Origin of the sequence: Pseudomonas sp. SGAir0191, assembly GCF_002812565.2 — a bacterium.
Lineage (GTDB): Bacteria > Pseudomonadota > Gammaproteobacteria > Pseudomonadales > Pseudomonadaceae > Aquipseudomonas > Aquipseudomonas parafulva_B.
This window is the reverse complement of the sequence record NZ_CP025035.2, coordinates 1924422-1941412: the sequence shown is the minus strand read 5'-3', so window position 1 is coordinate 1941412 and position 16991 is coordinate 1924422. Positions and strand designations below refer to the sequence as shown.

Here is a 16991-nt window from a genome sequence, read left to right as displayed (position 1 = left end):
GCAAAGCCAGACTCAATGGGTCAGCGCGTCGCGAAAGCGGCGGGTACTGCCCACTGCTAGCAACAAGCCGACCACTGCCACGCTGCCCCCGACCAGGCCGATATTGGCCACGCCCAGGTAGCTGCTGACGATACTGCCCAGCAATGCACCACCGCCGATGCCGATGTTGTAGATGCCGGAAAACAACGCCATGGCCACATCCGTGGCGTCGGAGGCCAGCTTCAAGGTGCGTGACTGCAATGACAGGCTGAAGCTCAAGATCGCCACACCCCAGCACATGCTCAGCACGGCGAACGCATGGAAGCTGCCGGACAATGGCAAGAGCAGCAGCAAGCAGACTGCCAGCATGCCGATCGAGCCCACCAGAAAACCTTGGGGAAAACGGTCGCTGTAGCGGCTGAACAGGAACGAGCCGACCACACCTGCGCCGCCAAACAACAGCAAGACCAACGTGGTGCGCTCACCGCTGATCTGCGCGACATGCAGGGCGAACGGCTCGATATAGCTGTAGGCGGTAAACTGCGCCGTGATCACCAGCGTCACCAGCAGGTAGGTGATGACCAGCGCAGGCCGCTTGAACAGTATCGGCAGGCTGCGCAACGATCCCGAGTTCTGGCTCGGCAACAACGGCAGCGACTTCATCAGGCACAGCATGGTCGCCAGCGCCACCCCAGCGATGCTCAGGAAGGTGACGCGCCACCCCAGCGCCTCGCCCACCACGCGCCCCAGGGGGATGCCAAGCACCATCGCCAGCGTCGTGCCGGTGGCCAACAGGCCCAGCGCCTTGGCCTGCTGCCCAGGGGGCGCGACGCGCACCGCAAGCGAGGCAGTAATGGCCCAGAACACGGCATGCGCCAAGGCTATGCCGATACGGCTGAACAGCAGCATCGCAAAACTCTGCGACAGCCAGGACAGCAGATGGCTGACGATGAACACCAGAAACACGAACAACAGCAGGCGCCGCCGCTCGATGTTGCGTGTCATCAACATCATCGGCAGTGACGCCAATGCCACGACCCAGGCATAAATGGTCAGCATCAGCCCCACTTGCGCGGTGGTCATGTCGAAGCTGCGGCCAATGTCACTGAGCAGCGCCACCGGCACGAACTCGGTGGTGTTGAAGATGAAGGCAGCCAACGCCAGGGCGATGACGCTCAGCCAGCTGCCGCCGCCTACTGTGGGCGGCAAGTGGTCAGGTAAGGGTCCGTTCATGGCGTGAAACCGGTTCTCCACAGGCAAGGCAAGACCACGCACGTCAGGCCCCGGCAAGGAGCGGTATGAGCGTGTGTCTTATTAAAATTGGGGACGCAGGCATGGTACGCGTCATGCTCGGGCCTCACAACCGCCCTACCGAAGGAGTACCATGCGCAATCTCGGATACTGGCGCACATCAAGGAGTTCCACCCACTCATGGACAAGCAGCATCCCCAGCAGCAATGGCAGCAGGCCGTTATCACCTACGCCCAGGCGGTCAACGACTATGTCGCACAAGGCAGTGCGCACGGCTGGGAGCAGCTCGAAGAACCCCGGCACCCTGCCACCGAACACTTGCTGGACGCCTGGCGCGCCGCCTTGCGCAAGGTCAACCAGCCGACCGTCGAGGAGCACCAGCGCCAGGCATTTCGCCAGGCTTGGCCGCCAGCCCATGCGCCCTTGTTGCCCCTGCTCGACACCCATGGTCAGGGTATCGCCACGTTGCTGCTGCTCGATGACGGGAGCCTGCTCGCACGGATCGGCATGCCCCACGAGAAAGGCCAGGTGGTGCGTATCGATGGTTATACCGTGACACCCATCATCGGCGTCGAGCATTTCGGCCGTTGCCCGGCTCGACGCTTCTTCGCCCTGGCCAACGCCGAGGGTGTGCGCGTGACCGATGGATGGGGCGGCCCACAGGTGCGGCGGCTGGCGTGGCCTACCGGTTTGGAGGGGTTGCCCAAAGGCTATCCGTTCGAGCCTTTCGACCTGCCGCCCATTGCGACTGCATTGATACCCTTCCCCGACGGGCAACAGGTGCTGCTGATCAGCGACGAGGGCATTTTCGTGCTCTCTGAGCAGGGCGCGAGCCGGCTGCTGCCGCGCCAGGAGCAGGTCGAGCAAGCGCTGGCAGAGGGCACGGACCCCGATGACATCATCCTGGGCCTGAGCATGGCCCATGGCGCTGTATCGCCCGACGGGCAATGGGTCGTGGTAGGCGAGCAAGCCAACCGACACCAGGTGCTAGACCGCCAGTTAACGCCTGTTGCCAGTATCGGACCGGCCAGCGAATACCCGCACTACGCCCTGTTCAACCGTACCGGGGACCAGTTGCTGCTCAATGCCTGTCACTTCTACAGCGGTGCGTCGCTGGGCGTCCGAGTGAGCGATCTGGAGGGTCTGGATACGGATTACTACAGCCAGGACCCCCGCACGCCGGTGGTGCAGGAAGGCGCACGGGTCTACGCAGGCGTGGCGCGCCAGGACGAGTACATCGTCGGCGATGCCTATGGTTATTTACGGGCTTTTGGGGAAGACGGTGGCGAACGCTGGCAGCACTATCTAGGTTCGACCATCAGCGCAATGGACATCAGCGAGGATGGTCGAACCCTCGTTGCCGCAAGCCATGCGGGGTTCATCTCGGTGATCGCGCTCGACAGTGGCCGACCTGATTGGCAGATCGGTACAGGCCCGCATGGCGAGGTCCGCCGCTGGCTGTTCTGGAAAGGTGGGGACAAGCCGCTGGCCTGGTAAGGCCAGCAACAGGACCTGCACCGTTTGATCCCGGTGCAGGTCGACGGCCGATCAGGCCTTGAGGGTCGCCATGTCGATCACGAAGCGGTACTTCACATCGCCTGCGATCATGCGCTCATACGCCTCGTTGATGTGCCGGATATCCAGCATCTCGATGTCGCACCGAATGTCGTGCTTGGCACAGAAGTCCAGCACTTCCTGGGTTTCGGCGATACCGCCGATCAACGAGCCGGCCAGCACGCGGCGCTTCATGACCAGGTTGGCAGCATGCAGCGCAGGCTCGATCGGTTCGATCAGCCCGACGAGGATGTGTACGCCGTCGAATGTCAGGGTTTCCAGGTAGGGATTGAGGTCATGCTGGACCGGGATGGTGTCGAGCAGGAAATCGAAGCGACCGGCGGCGGCTTTCATCTGCTCGGCGTCGGTGGACACGATCACATGGTCTGCCCCTTGGCGGCGCGCCTCAGCGGCCTTGGCCTCGGAACGGGTGAACAGCGTGACTTCGGCACCCAGCGCCTTGGCCAGCTTGATGCCCATGTGGCCCAGGCCACCCATGCCAAGGATGCCCACCTTGTGGCCTGGGCCTACACCGTGGTGCTTGAGCGGCGAATAGGTGGTGATACCGGCGCACAGGATAGGGGCGGCGCTGGGCAGGTCCATGCCCTCGGGGATGCGTACCACGAAATGCTCGCTCACCACGATGCTGCTGGAGTAGCCACCCATGGTGTTGCTGCCATCGACCCGATCGGGCGTGGCGTAGGTCATGGTCGGGCCTTCGAGGCAGTATTGCTCAAGGTTTTTGGCACAGGCCGCGCACTGACGGCAGGAATCCACCATGCAGCCGACACCGACCAGGTCACCGACCTTGTGGCCGGTGACCTGGGCGCCTACCGCGGTCACACGGCCGACGATCTCGTGGCCCGGCATCAAGGGGTAGACCGCAATGCCCCATTCGTTGCGGGCCTGGTGAATGTCCGAGTGGCACACCCCGCAATACAGGATGTCGATGGCCACGTCATCCGGTCGCGGGCTGCGGCGCTCGAAGGTCATGGGTGCCAACGGGCTGGTGGGGGTTTGGGCGGCGTAACCGATAGCGGTATACATGGAGACCTCGCGGTTAAGTGAAACGGTTCATGTGAAGCATTTTGTTCTCAGATAGGAACATTGCCCACCGCAGATTCTCCGGAAGCCTTGCCTGATTCTCCGAAGCTTCTGGTGCAGCCAACGCGTGACGGGCATAATCCGTCCATCCATGCTGTCCGATTCTCTGCCCCGGTGCTCCATGCAACTGACCCGTCACGTCGACGCCAATGCCCCGCTTTGCGCACTCATACGCCGTCTGGCGGTTCGCCCAGGGTTCGTGCCCACCCACCTGCCCCAGGTACAAGTGCTGAGCTGGGATCACTACGTGGCCAGCAGTCCCCAGATCTACGAGCCGAGCCTGATGATCCTGGCTCAGGGCAGCAAGCTGGCCCGCCTGGGACCCCGCACGCTCGAGTACGGCGCGGGGCATTACCTGGTGCAGGCATTGTCGGTACCGTTCATGTGCGAAACCTTCGCCACGCCCGATGTGCCCTTGCTGGGCGTGGCAGTCGCCATCGACCGTGCCACGCTGAGCGAACTGGTGCAGAGCAGCGGCCTTGCCACCGACGGCCCGGTACAGGCTCAGACGCCCCAGTCGATGACCTCGGCCGCCCTGGATGCGCCCATGCGTGAGCGGGTCGAGCGGTTGCTGGAGTGCCTGCAAGACCCTGTGGACGCCAAGGTGCTGGGGCCGGCCCGGGTGCGCGAAGTGCTGTACGCCGCCCTGCGTGGCCCGCAGGCCGGGGTACTCAGAGCGCTGGTCGAGCAACAGGGCCATTTCGCCCGCATCGGCGCCGCCTTGGCCCACCTGCGCGAACACTACAGCGAGCCACTGAGTGTCGAGGCTCTGGCTGGGCGAGCGAACATGAGCGTCTCCACCTTCCACGAGCATTTCAAGCGCTGCACCGATATGGCCCCCATGCAGTACCTCAAGCGCCTGCGGCTGCTCAAGGCACAGCAGATGCTGATCGGCGAAGGGATGGGCGTGGCGCAGGTCGCCCATCGGGTGGGCTACCAGAGCACGTCGCAGTTCAGCCGCGAGTACAAGCGCCAGTTCGAACGCAGCCCCGGCGAAGAATTGCCCTATCAGAGCCTACCGGTGTGAGCCCAGTGGGCTAATGAATGCGCCCCCATCCCCCAATGCCCAGCGTGCCAATGGCTGATAGGCGCCCTTTCGAGACTCGTAAAGTACACATTCCCGGGCGCTGACAAAGAACTCAGGCGGCGTGCTGGCCTCAGGGGGCTGCCCGTGAAAGTCGCGGGACAACGTCAAGTGGGGTCGAAAGGTGCGGTCTGCAACGGCGATACCCAAGGGCAGCAGGGCCTGTTGCAGCCCATAGACCAGTTGAAGAAGGGGCGCAGGCGTATGCTGCGCCTCAAGCACCAGGGCACCGGCCTTGTGCCACACCTGCAAGCGATCAAGCACCAGCCGTGGCGCCTTGTCGGGCAGCAGCAATTGGTCGACGGCAGCGCACACCGATGGGACCTGCGCCGCATCGACATTGCCCAGGAATGCCAGGGTGATATGGAAATTGGCGGCTGGCACCGGCCTGCCGCTGCGCAGCGCCAGGCTGCGTCGCCACTGGGAGACATCGCGGCGCTGGGCATCACTGACTGGCAGGGCGAAAAACAGCCGCTTGAACGGGCTGGCCGTGGAGCGAGTGTCCTGAACCATAAGATCTCCTGAAGGTGAAACCAGGTAGCGGACGATATAACGCGACACCGAACCGGGCGGACAGTTTCGTAACAATAGGTACAAACTGCCGCGACGATTGTTTATGCTGGCGGGCTTATGCCATCGCGCATGGCCATTTTTCGACAAGTAAACGTCCATGAAAATTGCACTCGTTCTGCTATTCGTCCTCTCGATCGCCTACGTCCACCTGCGCGGCCGGGTGCGTCACAAGCTGACCCGCCAGCTGGGTGACCATTCCAGCTTCCTGGCCCCGGTCAACAGTTTCCTTTACTTGTTCTCGAAACATCCGGCCAAACCTTACCTGCCGGTCGAAGCCTTCCCTGAGCTACAACCGCTGCAGGAACACTGGCAGGAAATCCGTGAAGAAGCCCAGCGCTTACTCCAGGTTGGCGAAATCAAGAAGTCCGATAATTACGACGACGTGGGCTTCAACTCGTTCTTCAAGACAGGCTGGAAGCGGTTTTATCTGAAGTGGTACGGCGAAAGTCATCCGTCGGCCATGACCCTTTGCCCGCGCACCACGCAACTGCTCCAAGGCATTGGCACCGTCAAGGCCGCCATGTTCGCCACCCTGCCCCCTGGGGCCAAGCTGGTTCGGCACCGCGACCCCTATGCTGGCTCCTACCGCTATCACTTGGGCCTGGATACTCCAAACGACGACGGCTGCTACATCGACGTCGATGGCGAGAAATATTCGTGGCGCGATGGCCAGGGCGTTGTGTTCGACGAAACCTACATCCACTACGCGGCCAACACCACCGAGCACAATCGCATCATTCTGTTCTGCGATGTGGAGCGCCCGCTCAAGTACCGCTGGGCCACGGCGTTCAATCGCTGGTTCAGCCGCAACGTCATGGCCGCCGCCGCGGCGCCCAACGATGCAGGGGACAAGACCGGCGCCATCAACCGCCTGTTCACCCGCATCTACCGCATCCGCGAACGCGGCAAGGCGCTGAAGAAGCGGAACCGCACGCGTTACTACCTCGAGAAATGGGCAGTGGTGGCGGCGCTGGTGCTGGTGTTCATCTACATCTGAGGCTGCACATGATCAATCTCCGCCCCATGACGCCAGAAGACTTCGAGCGCTTCTGGCCCACGCTGCAGGGCGTGGTCCAGGCGCGCGAAACCTACGCCCTTGATCCCGACATGACCTTTGAGCAGGCCCGCCATATGTGGCTCGAGCTGCCCCGGCACACACTGGTAGCCGAAGCGCAGGGCGAGCTCCTGGGCTCCTACTACCTCAAGGCCAACGCCGGCGGGCCAGGCAGCCACGTGGGCAATTGTGGCTACATGGTGACCGAGCAGGCACGTGGCCGCGGGGTGGCACGCTTGATGTGCGAGCACTCGCAGAAGCTGGCTCGTCAGGAAGGCTTTCTGGCGCTGCAGTTCAACTCGGTGGTCGCCAGCAACGAAGTGGCAGTGGCTTTGTGGCACAAGCTGGGCTTCGAAACCGTCGGCCGCTTGCCCAAGGCTTATCGCCATGCACACCTGGGGTTGGTGGATTGCCTTGTCATGTATAAATGGCTGGCCGATGAGCCAGTCACGGACAAGCCTGCGCTGCTCATTGGCCGCAAGAACATCGAAGCGCGTGTATCGCGTCGCAAGGGTCGGTAGTCAGCCTTGGCGCTCCAGGGTCTGATGCCCGTGCCCTGGAGCCAGTACACGCCAGATTCTGACGGTTTAAAACAGGCAGTCTTGCTCAGCGCTCGGGTTATAAGATAACGTTTCGTCCGTCGTCTTTAACCGTGATGCCCATGCCCCCTACATCCTTGGCACCCCCCCTCTCACACCAACGCTTGCAGAGCATCGACGCCCTTCGCGGTTTCGTCATGCTGATCATGCTGCTGGACCACGTGCGCGAAACGTTTTTCATGCAGCATCAGGTCAGTGACCCGATGGCCGTGGAAACCACCGAGCCTGCGTTATTCGTCAGTCGCACCCTCGCACACCTGTGCGCGCCGGTCTTCGTGCTGCTCACCGGCCTGTCTGCCTGGCTTTACGGCGAGAAACGGCAGCGTCGGGGCGAAGTCTCGATGTTTTTGTTCAAGCGCGGGCTTTTTCTGGTGGTGCTGGAATTCACCCTGGTGAACTTCGCCTGGACATTCCAGGTGCCGCCGACTGTGATCTACCTGCAAGTGATCTGGGCCATCGGTATCAGCATGATGGCGCTGTCAGCCTTGATATGGCTGCCCCGGGCTGGCCTGCTCGCCGTTGGGCTGACCCTCATCGCCGGGCACAACCTGCTTGACGGTGTGCACTTCGACGCCGCATCCCCCTGGCATGTGCCCTGGGCCATCGCTCACGACCGTACCTGGCTCGACGTCAGTTCCACACTGCGCTTGCGCACCTCCTACCCGGTACTGCCCTGGGTCGGCGTCATCGCCGTTGGCTACTGGCTCGGCCCCTGGTTGCACAGCGCGTGCACACCGGCACTGCGTCAACGACGGCTGCTACACGCTGGGTGCGGCGCACTGTTGGGCTTTGTCGCGCTGCGCGCGATCAACGCCTATGGCGAAGCGCACTGGAGCGTTTACCCAGCGCTGGCGCAGACGCTGATGAGTTTCTTCAACATCACCAAATACCCGCCGTCACTGGTGTTCCTGACGTTAACCCTGGGCGTTGGGTTGCTGCTGCTGCGTGCATTCGAGCGCGCAGGGCACCCGCGCTGGATCGGAGTGCTGGCGATGTTTGGCGCAGCCCCGATGTTTTTCTATCTGCTGCACCTTTACGTGCTCAAGCTCCTGTATCTGAGCGCACTAGGTGTGTGGGGGGCCAACCAGGGGGCCTACTTTGGTTTCCAGACCATTGCCGCGGTTTGGCTCACGTCGGCCCTGCTACCGCTGATGCTCTACCCGCCTGTACGCTGGTTCGCCCGGCTGAAGGCACGCCGGCGTGATCTGGCGTGGCTGAAGTACTTCTAGGCGACTCAACCAGGCCCTAAAAGCGTTTCACCCGGCGGCGCGATGGTCTACCATGCGTGCCGCCGGTTTCCACCCTCAAATCAATAGGGAATCCCGCGTTCGTCTTGCGCGAGCCATCGGGAACTGCCCCACAGGAGATCGTCCTGCATGCTGCCCCATTCCGCCACCCTGCTCGCTGGCCTTGGCATCGCCGGCCTGGCCCAGGGTGCACCCACCGCGTATCCGCTGACGATCGACAACTGCGGTAAACCCCAGGTGTTCACCCAGGCACCCCAGCGCGTGGTGACCATCGGTCAGGCGGGCACCGAAATGCTGTACGCGTTGGGCTTGGGTGCCCAGCTCGCCGGTTCATCGCTGTGGTTCAATGACGTATTGCCCGATTACCAGGCGCAAGACGCCAAGGTCCCTCGGCTTGCCGACAACGAGCCCAGCTTCGAGGCTGTGGTGGGCAAGCGCCCGCAACTGGTGACGGCCCAGTTTGAATGGATGGTCGGGCACCAGGGCGCGGTGGGTACGCGCGAGCAATTCGATGAGTTGGGCATCGCCACCTATGTGCTGCCATCGGATTGCGAAGGCAAGGACAACCTGGTAGGCGCCGACGGCACGCGGCTGCAAGCCTTCCAGGTCGAAAGCATTTACAAGAGTGTCAGTGAATTGGCCAGCGTCTTCGATGTGCAGGCCCGTGGCGCCGCCCTCAATGACGAACTCAAGGGCCGTTTGGCCAATGCCCAGGCGCAGCTGGCAGGCGTGGACCTGTCAAACACCTCGGCGCTGTTCTGGTTCTCCAGCGCTGACCTGGCCACCGACCCGTACGTGGCTGGTCGCCAGGGCGTTGCGGATTTCATGCTGCGTGCCCTTGGCGTGCGCAACGTGGTGAGCTCCACCGAGGAGTGGCCAACCGTGAGTTGGGAGACATTAGCCAAGGCCAACCCAACCTGGCTGATCATTGCACGCATGGACCGCCGTCGTTTTCCGGCCGACGACTATCAGAAGAAACTCGACTTCTTGCGCAATGACCCTGTGACCCAGCACATGGACGCGGTCAAGCATGGGCGCATCATCGTGCTCGATGCCGAAGCGATGCAGGCGGGCATTCGTTTGTTCCGCGGCTTGCAGACGCTAGCGGCAGCCTTTTCCACTGGCGTTGCAGCCCCGTGATCAAGCGTCTGACGGTGACCTGCGCCGCATTGGTAGCCCTGGGGGGTGCGCTGCTGGCGGGTACTGCGATCGGTGAAAACCCTCTGTCATTGCGCCTGGTCGGCCAGGTGCTGGCCAACCACGCCTGGCAAGCGGGCTACCCGCTCGACCCCATCGATGCTGGCGTTGTGTGGAACTACCGGCTGACCCGTAGCCTCGTCGCGGCGGCTTGCGGCGCCGGGCTGGCCACCTGCGGCGTGATCCTCCAGGCGCTGCTGCGCAATCCGCTGGCCGAGCCCTATCTGCTGGGCCTGTCGGCGGGCGCATCTACAGGAGCGGTGCTGGTGGGTCTGCTGGGCGTGGGCAGCATGACCCTGAGCATGTCTGCTGGGGCCTTCATCGGCGCCTTGGCAGCCTTTGCACTGGTGCTGCTGCTGGCGCGCGCCGCGAGCCCAGGCAGCACGGGGGCTCACGTCATCCTTGCCGGGGTGGCCGGCTCGCAGTTGTTCAATGCTGTGACGGCGCTTCTGATCACCAAGTCGGCGACGGCCGAACAGGCCCGCGGCATCCTGTTCTGGCTGCTGGGCAATCTCAGTGGCGTGCGCTGGCCTTCGGTCTGGCTGACCGTGCCGGTTGCCCTATTGGGCCTTCTGATTTGCCTGTGGCAACGCCGTGCGCTGGATGCGTTCACCTTTGGCGCCGATTCGGCAGCATCCCTGGGAGTGCCGGTACGGCGCACTCAACTGTTACTGATCAGCTGTGCAGCCCTGGTCACCGCCGTCATGGTCTCCATCGTCGGCGCGATCGGTTTCGTGGGCCTGGTCATTCCCCATGCGCTGCGCCTGCTGCTCGGGCCCGGTCATAACCGGCTCCTACCGGCCAGCGCCCTGGGCGGGGCGCTGTTCTTGATCACCGCGGATATCCTGTCGCGGACGTTGATCGCCGGACAGGTCATCCCCGTAGGGGTGGTCACGGCCCTGATCGGCGCACCGGTGTTCGCCGTTATCCTGGTAGCCCGAAGGGGACGCGCGTGACCGCCATGGCGCCCATCCAGCTCGGCCCACTGGATTGCCAGGGCATCAGCCTGCACCTGGGTGGCCGCCCGGTGCTCGACGGGATCGACCTGACGGTGCACGCCGGTGAGACCCTGGCCATCGTCGGGCCAAACGGCTCGGGGAAGTCGTCGCTGCTCAAGGTGCTGGCAGGCCTGCGCAAGCCCGCCACGGGGACCGTGCAACTTCTGGGCAAGCCGCTCTCGCGCCTGCCTCGCAGAACGGTGGCAAGGGCACTGGCACTGGTCGAGCAGCATGCTGACACGCTCGATGCCATTCGAGTCTTCGACGCCGTGGCGTTGGGCCGCATCCCATGGTTATCGGCCTTGGCGCCGCTCGGTGACGACGACAAGGCCATCGTCGAGCACGCCCTGGCTGATGTGGATGCGCTGCATTTGCGCAGCCGCCTGTGGGGGTCGTTGTCCGGTGGCGAGCGCCAGCGCGTTCACATCGCCCGGGCGCTGGCGCAACGCCCCGCGGTACTGTTGCTGGACGAGCCCACCAACCACCTCGACATCCAGCATCAACTCGGCCTGTTGCAGCAGGTGCAGGGGTTGCCGGTCACGACGCTGGTGGCCTTGCATGACCTCAATCAGGCATTGACGTGCGACCGTGTTGCGGTGTTGAACAATGGGCGACTGGTGGCACTGGGCAAACCGCTGGATGTGCTCACGCCCGCTTGCTTGCTGAGCACCTTCGGCGTTCACGCGCACGTGCTCACCGACCCGCTGGACGGCGCTCAGGTACTGCGTTTTCGCTGCGCGTGACTGCCTCCATGCCACGCGGCGCATTATGGACAACGGGTAGGCTGACGGCCTTGCGTGTTGTATAGGGGCGGCGACAGCGAAGCCACCGCGCGCCCATGTCAGCGGTCAGTGAACCGTATCGGTCGCCGTGCGGCACCACTGCGCCCGCTCCTGACCGGTGAGGGAGCCCGACAGTTCGATGAAGGTGGCTTCCAGTTCCGGTTCGACGTGACCGGCCACCTTGATGCGACTGAGCAGGTACTGCCTGACCGTCCTGGGCCATCGGCCCTCTCGGTGCGCGGCATTGATGATGCTGGCGGCATCCTGGCGGGTGGCGCCACGCCATATGTCCATCAGGCGGTTTTGGAAATCGTCGAACGACCAACCGTCTGTGCGAACTTCGAATTCATCCAGCAGTTTCAGTTTGTACAGGGCCATGTGCGGCATTGTCGCTCTCCCTCTGCGGCTGTGAAAAGTCCGTGCACGAGGAAGCAAATCATCACCTGCCTTGTAAGAAAATGAACGCGTGGTCCATCACGCCCACGTCAATGTAGGACATGTCCGAGCGCTTAACGCAGCCGCAGGTCCATGTGGGTTGTCTGCCAGACCGGGTCGTCCTCGACCTGCAGCATGGTGAAGCCCTGTCGCTCCCAGAAGCTGACGGCCCCCGGCAGAAACGGATGGGTATGCAGGTAAAAACGGTCGATTTCTTCGCTTGCCGCTTGCGCCGTCAAGGCCCCGAACAAGCGCGCCGCAACGCCGTGCCGGCGATAGGCAGGCAACACGAACAGACGCACGACCTCGACCACACGCTGGTCACCGTAATCGAACTGCGCAAAACGATTGTCATAGGGCAGGTAGCCGATTACGCCCACCAGGTCTGCGCCTGCCCGTGCTTCGATGAACGCGCCGGCGCCTTGCAGATAGACATCATCAAAATGTTCAAGGTCCGCAGGTTTTGGCGCGCTGGCAAGCATCGGAAACAAGTCCCGCCGCGCGGCCTCGACAAAGGCCACGACCTCCTCCCGGGTTTCTGGGGTCACGGGGCGCAGGATGAGTTCAGGCATGGGGCAACCGTTACAGTGAAAGGGCCTGGTTCTACCGCAGCGAGCTCGGCAAGGCAAATGCAACGCTCGTCCAGGACGCGTGCGCACCCGTATAATTGCCCTACTCCACAGCCCACCTCAGGCCAAGCCATGCCTCGCCCTCCGAAGTTGCTGCTCATGTTTGCGCTCATCGCCGCGGTCACGGCGTGCGACCAGAAGCCCACGCGTGAAGAACAGATCGTTGCCCAGCTGCCGCTGCAGGAGGCTTATGACCACAACATTCAACGCATGGCCGTGCTCCTTGCAGGCAAGCACCCGGACGTGAGTCAGGCCAGCATCGAACAGGTCCTGCGCCGACATCTGACCGTCGACGACCAGCGCCAAGACCTGTTCCGCCTGTACAGCGAACAGAATTTTACCGATGCCGAGTTCGCCAGTATCGTCGGCGCCTTGCAGGACCCCGCCAAGGCCCGCGCTTTGGAAAAAACCCCTGAAGGCAAGCGGTTGAGCGAAAAACTCACGGCACTGATGCAGCAAACCGCCGCAGATGCCAAGGTACAGGCGGTGGCTGAACAGCGCATGCAGGACGTGGAGGCAGAACTCCAGGCTCTGGAAAACCCCGCCCCCTGAGCGTCACGCGCTCTACGCGACGGCTATCGAGGATTGCTTGCCATTCTCCGTATCTGATGATTTCGAGGTCAGGATTGCCAAACACCAAGCATGGATTGCGACTGGACCTGCGCAGGCTCATTCTGGTGCTCTGTGCACTCACTGCACTGGTGATGCTGTGCGCCAGCTATTTTGCCAGCTACCGCGTCCAGCGCCAGTTGCTGATCGACCACGCGCTGGAAGCGAACCGGGTGTACGCCACCAAGCTGGCCAGCATCACCGAAACCTTCATCGGGAACGCCTTGCAGCAATTGCAGTTCAGCGCAGGTGTGCAAGGCCGGCAACTGAGTGACGCCGTGGCCTTGCAGGCTGAAACAGACCGCGTGCTGGCGCAGAGCATGGCGTTCAATTCCACCTTCGTGATCGATGCCGACGGCACGTTGCTGTCCGTCTCCCCTGCGCCGCTGCGGCACCTGGTGGGCGGGCGCATGCACTCCCCGGGGGTCGACGAAGCGCTGCACCTGCGGCGTGCGCTGGTCTCTACCCCGTACGTCTCTGCTGCCAACAACCTGGTGGTCACCCTTTCGCAGCCGATCATCGACGAGCAAGGCCGTTACCTGGGCTACGTAGGGGGCACGCTCTACCTGCGCGAACGCAACATCCTCAACAGTTTGCTGGGCGAGCATTTCTACAAGGACGGCTCATACCTCTATGTAGTCGACCACCAACGACGCCTGCTGTACCACCCTGATAACCAGCGTGTCGGTACCGTCGTGCAGGGCAATGCCTTGATCGACCAGTTGCCAACGCTGCCCAGCGGCACCCTGGCGCTCACCAACAGCCAGAACGTCGAGATGCTAGCAGGCTTCGCCACCGTGCCCAGTGCCCGTTGGGGCGTGGTCGCCCAGCAGCCACTGTCACGCACCGTGGCGCCGCTCAATACCCTGGTCCTCAACGTGATAGGTACATCGGTGCCACTGGCGCTGGTCGGCAGCCTGTTGCTCTGGTGGCTGGCATTGGTCATCGCTCGGCCGCTCTGGCAGCTCGCCGCCAGTGCAAGGAGGATGGACAGCGCCAACACGGCCGAAGATTTGCACCGGGTGCGTGCGTGGTATTTCGAGGCAGCTGAGCTCAAGCGAGCGTTGTTGTTCGGCCTGAATTTGCTACACGAACGCATTGGCCGGCTGAACCGCGAAGCCCAGACCGACCCCCTGACAGGGCTGGTCAATCGCCGCGGGCTGGAATTCAGCCTGTCGTTGTTGGAGGCTGAAGGCCGGCGTTTTTCAGCCATCGTCATGGACGTGGATCATTTCAAACGGATCAACGACAGCCACGGGCACGACACAGGCGATGCCGTGCTACGACAACTGGCCCATTCGATGCGCCGCTGTTGTCGGGAAGGCGACTTGCTTTGCCGTACTGGCGGCGAGGAGTTTCTGATGCTCTTGCCTGGCGCAGACCTGGCTGTGGCAGCCAGTGTGGCCGAGCGCCTGCGCGCGATCATCGAGGACACCCCGATAGCTCCGGTGGGCGCCCTGACCGTATCGCTTGGGGTGGCGCAGTGGGAAGGTACAGACGAGGTGGCTGGCACGTTGGCCGCGGCGGACAGAGCGCTGTATCTGGCCAAGCAGGGTGGGCGCAATCGCGTTGTCGTGGCCTAGGCCCCCATCGCCGCGGTCGTTTCTGGCATCCGAAGGTCGTCCTCGACAAAGCAACCCATAAGCGGGGCCGCTCTACTGACAACCACAACAACTGATGGCGCGGCTCGACCGCACCACGCTCGTCATGGCTGCCAATGGAAAATCGGAGAGCACCCGCATGTCCGCACCTCACGAGGTATCCCCTGCCACCCTGCGCAGGGTGATCGCCGCTTCGGCCATCGGCAACTTTGTCGAATGGTTCGATTTCGCCGTCTACGGCTTTCTTGCAACCCTCATCGCCAGCCAATTCTTCGCCAGTGGTGACCCGAGCGTCGCCCTGCTCAAGACCTTCGCCGTGTTCGCCGTGGCATTCGCCCTGCGCCCACTGGGTGGCATCGTGTTCGGCGCGCTGGGAGACCGCCTGGGACGCAAGCGCATCCTGTCGCTGACAATCTTGCTGATGGCAGGCTCCACCACCCTTATCGGCCTGCTCCCAACCTATGCCAGCATCGGGTTGGCAGCCCCCGTGCTGTTGACGCTCGCACGCTGCCTGCAGGGTTTCTCGGCCGGAGGTGAATATGCGGGGGCATGCGCTTACCTGATGGAGCATGCACCAAACGACAAGCGCGCGTTCTATGGCAGCTTCGTGCCGGTCTCGACGTTCTCGGCCTTTGCCTGCGCTGCCGTGATCGCCTACGGCCTGGAAGCGAGCCTGAGCACAGAGGCCATGGCCGCCTGGGGCTGGCGTGTACCGTTTCTGATCGCCGCACCCTTGGGCCTGGTGGGTTTGTACCTGCGCTGGCGCATGGAAGAAACGCCAGCCTTCCGTGAAGCACTGGCGCAAGGCAAGGAACATGAGCATTCGCCCCTTAAGCAAACCCTGCGCCATCATGGAGGAGCGATACGCAACCTGGGCGCGTTCATTTCCCTCACCGCACTGTCGTTCTATATGTTCACCACCTACTTTGCCACCTACCTGCAATTGGTGGGCAACCTGACTCGCGCCCAGTCATTGCTGGTGACCACTGTTGCGCTGCTGTTCGCCGCCGCTGGTTGCCCGATTGCCGGCGCTGTGTCGGATCGCATCGGGCGGCGCAAAACCATTGGCTTTACCTGCTTGTGGGTGATGCTGTGCGTGTTCCCGGCCTACTGGCTGGCCAGCTCGGGGTCGATGCTCGGCGCGCTGCTAGGTGTGGTACTGCTGGCGGTGGGAGCGTTGTCGAGCGGCGTGGTAACAGCGGCCCTGCTATCGGAAAGCTTCCCTACACGTACCCGCTATACCGCATCGGCCATCACCTACAACGTCGCCTACACCCTGTTCGGCGGCACCGCCCCACTGGTCGCCACCTGGCTGATCGGGCAGACAGGCAGCAGTCTGGCGCCAGCTTTCTACCTGGTCGTCATTGCCTTGATAGCGCTAGTAGGCGGTCTGGCATTGCCGGAAACTTCGCGGGTATCGCTGCACGATGACCCTACCCTCGTTGCGACTGGGAGCGCCGGGCAGCCCACCGCCTGACCCGTGAGGGCTGCACCGGCAGCCCTACATGGCGCCTGCCTCTCGCAGGCGCTTGCTCGACAAAACGCTCAATCTTCCAGGGGCTTGGGCGGTGCACTGGGCTTGGAGGGCTTGGCCGGTTTTGCATCCCTGGTCTTTTCCTGCACCGCGGCCGCGACCGGCTCGGATGCCTTGATCGCTTTTTCGCTCGCAGGTAGGTCGTCCACCGCTTTGATGATGGCTTGGGGATCGAGGACCTCCCCTGTGTCATCGTCCTTGAGCATGTGCCGCTCACCGTCCTTGCCAACGAGGATGACCTTGGTGCCCTTGCTCGCACCGAGCTTGAGCTCGCGGATCAGTGCCATGGTGGTCTGCTGCTCGAGGTTCTTGTCGCCCTGTTTGCCCATCATCTGGGCGACGCTGTACAGCACCACGTTACGTTCCTTGAAGGCGGCCTGCGTAGCCGGATCCTCCATGGCCTTGGTCACAGCCCTGAGGGTGGGGTCGGCACTGCTGGGTGCGATGATGACCAATGGCCTTGCCTTGCCCAGCTCCTGGGCCAGTGGCCCATTGCTGTCAGCCGCAAAGGCCGGGCTCACGGCGGCGAGCAGGGTGGCGAGGGTCAGTGACCGGACGAGCATGCGCATCTCCTTTTTCTCTCGATCAAACAAAGACTACAAACCTTGGAGAAAGGTCCGACGCAGGAGCCTAAACCAACCCACCCGGCAGGGCGCAACTCAAAAGTAACTGGAGGTGTCCACCCTGCCAGGTGGCGCCCTAGATAGCCCATGCATGCCTATGAGCATAGCTCAACACGCTTATCCTGCGCTGGTACGACG

The 16991-nt window shown here is 63.0% G+C and carries 17 protein-coding genes; 11 read left to right on the top strand and 6 right to left on the bottom strand.

Annotated features, from left to right (window positions below; all coding sequences use genetic code 11):
- Window positions 1-12: 12 nt before the first annotated feature.
- The gene (locus tag CWR53_RS08815; RefSeq protein WP_100851270.1) at window positions 13-1212 is read right to left on the bottom strand and encodes a sugar transporter; all 1200 of its coding nucleotides are present in this window, start codon (window positions 1210-1212) and stop codon (window positions 13-15) included.
- A gap of 198 nt (window positions 1213-1410) precedes the next feature.
- On the opposite strand from CWR53_RS08815, the gene CWR53_RS08810 reads away from it, so the two are divergent.
- Window positions 1411-2727, top strand: coding sequence for a hypothetical protein (locus tag CWR53_RS08810; RefSeq protein ID WP_100851269.1), 1317 nt, complete (start codon window positions 1411-1413; stop codon window positions 2725-2727).
- Window positions 2728-2778: 51 nt separating this feature from the next.
- On the opposite strand, the gene calA is transcribed toward CWR53_RS08810, so the two are convergent.
- Entirely contained in the window at window positions 2779-3831 is a 1053-nt protein-coding gene (gene calA, locus CWR53_RS08805) for a vanillin reductase (protein WP_100851268.1), read from the bottom strand.
- 178 nt (window positions 3832-4009) lie between these two features.
- Between calA and CWR53_RS08800 the strand changes: the two genes are divergently transcribed.
- Complete coding sequence (locus CWR53_RS08800; protein ID WP_058603869.1) at window positions 4010-4915, top strand: AraC family transcriptional regulator; 906 nt, start codon at window positions 4010-4012, stop codon at window positions 4913-4915.
- Here the strand turns inward: CWR53_RS08800 and thpR are convergent.
- On the bottom strand, window positions 4904-5485 hold the full coding sequence (thpR, locus tag CWR53_RS08795) for an RNA 2',3'-cyclic phosphodiesterase (protein ID WP_100851267.1): 582 nt from the start codon (window positions 5483-5485) through the stop codon (window positions 4904-4906). The genes CWR53_RS08800 and thpR overlap by 12 nt on opposite strands.
- A 157-nt stretch (window positions 5486-5642) precedes the next feature.
- Here thpR and lpxO point away from each other — a divergent pair, with 157 nt between their 5' ends.
- The 6 genes from lpxO (at window position 5643) to CWR53_RS08765 (ending at window position 11383) form a co-directional block, all read left to right on the top strand.
- Entirely contained in the window at window positions 5643-6542 is a 900-nt protein-coding gene (gene lpxO / locus CWR53_RS08790; RefSeq protein ID WP_023536108.1) for a lipid A hydroxylase LpxO, read from the top strand.
- Window positions 6543-6550: 8 nt separating this feature from the next.
- Entirely contained in the window at window positions 6551-7120 is a 570-nt protein-coding gene (locus CWR53_RS08785; protein ID WP_100851266.1) for a GNAT family N-acetyltransferase, read from the top strand.
- Window positions 7121-7260: 140 nt separating this feature from the next.
- Window positions 7261-8427: a DUF1624 domain-containing protein gene (locus CWR53_RS08780; RefSeq protein ID WP_100852609.1), complete on the top strand. Its 1167-nt coding sequence runs from the start codon at window positions 7261-7263 to the stop codon at window positions 8425-8427.
- 147 nt (window positions 8428-8574) lie between these two features.
- Window positions 8575-9585: an ABC transporter substrate-binding protein gene (locus CWR53_RS08775; RefSeq protein ID WP_100851265.1), complete on the top strand. Its 1011-nt coding sequence runs from the start codon at window positions 8575-8577 to the stop codon at window positions 9583-9585.
- Window positions 9582-10598: an iron ABC transporter permease gene (locus CWR53_RS08770; protein WP_078478765.1), complete on the top strand. Its 1017-nt coding sequence runs from the start codon at window positions 9582-9584 to the stop codon at window positions 10596-10598. The genes CWR53_RS08775 and CWR53_RS08770 overlap by 4 nt, the downstream gene beginning before the upstream one ends.
- Before the next feature lie 5 nt (window positions 10599-10603).
- Entirely contained in the window at window positions 10604-11383 is a 780-nt protein-coding gene (locus CWR53_RS08765; protein WP_100852608.1) for an ABC transporter ATP-binding protein, read from the top strand.
- A 105-nt stretch (window positions 11384-11488) separates the two neighbouring features.
- Here CWR53_RS08765 and CWR53_RS08760 read toward each other — a convergent pair whose 3' ends face one another.
- Together CWR53_RS08760 and CWR53_RS08755 are read right to left on the bottom strand one after the other, a co-directional pair.
- The gene (locus CWR53_RS08760; RefSeq protein ID WP_058603864.1) at window positions 11489-11809 is read right to left on the bottom strand and encodes a hypothetical protein; all 321 of its coding nucleotides are present in this window, start codon (window positions 11807-11809) and stop codon (window positions 11489-11491) included.
- Between the two features lie 122 nt (window positions 11810-11931).
- The gene (locus CWR53_RS08755) at window positions 11932-12429 is read right to left on the bottom strand and encodes a GNAT family N-acetyltransferase (protein ID WP_100851264.1); all 498 of its coding nucleotides are present in this window, start codon (window positions 12427-12429) and stop codon (window positions 11932-11934) included.
- Between the two features lie 129 nt (window positions 12430-12558).
- Between CWR53_RS08755 and CWR53_RS08750 the strand changes: the two genes are divergently transcribed.
- The 3 genes from CWR53_RS08750 (at window position 12559) to CWR53_RS08740 (ending at window position 16173) form a co-directional block, all read left to right on the top strand.
- On the top strand, window positions 12559-13038 hold the full coding sequence (locus CWR53_RS08750) for a hypothetical protein (protein ID WP_058603862.1): 480 nt from the start codon (window positions 12559-12561) through the stop codon (window positions 13036-13038).
- Between the two features lie 74 nt (window positions 13039-13112).
- Window positions 13113-14678: a sensor domain-containing diguanylate cyclase gene (locus CWR53_RS08745; protein ID WP_058603861.1), complete on the top strand. Its 1566-nt coding sequence runs from the start codon at window positions 13113-13115 to the stop codon at window positions 14676-14678.
- Window positions 14679-14835: 157 nt separating this feature from the next.
- Entirely contained in the window at window positions 14836-16173 is a 1338-nt protein-coding gene (locus CWR53_RS08740) for an MFS transporter (protein WP_100851263.1), read from the top strand.
- A 68-nt stretch (window positions 16174-16241) separates the two neighbouring features.
- Here the strand turns inward: CWR53_RS08740 and CWR53_RS08735 are convergent, their stop codons facing one another.
- Window positions 16242-16793, bottom strand: coding sequence for a DUF4174 domain-containing protein (locus tag CWR53_RS08735; protein ID WP_100851262.1), 552 nt, complete (start codon window positions 16791-16793; stop codon window positions 16242-16244).
- Window positions 16794-16991 lie beyond the last annotated feature (198 nt).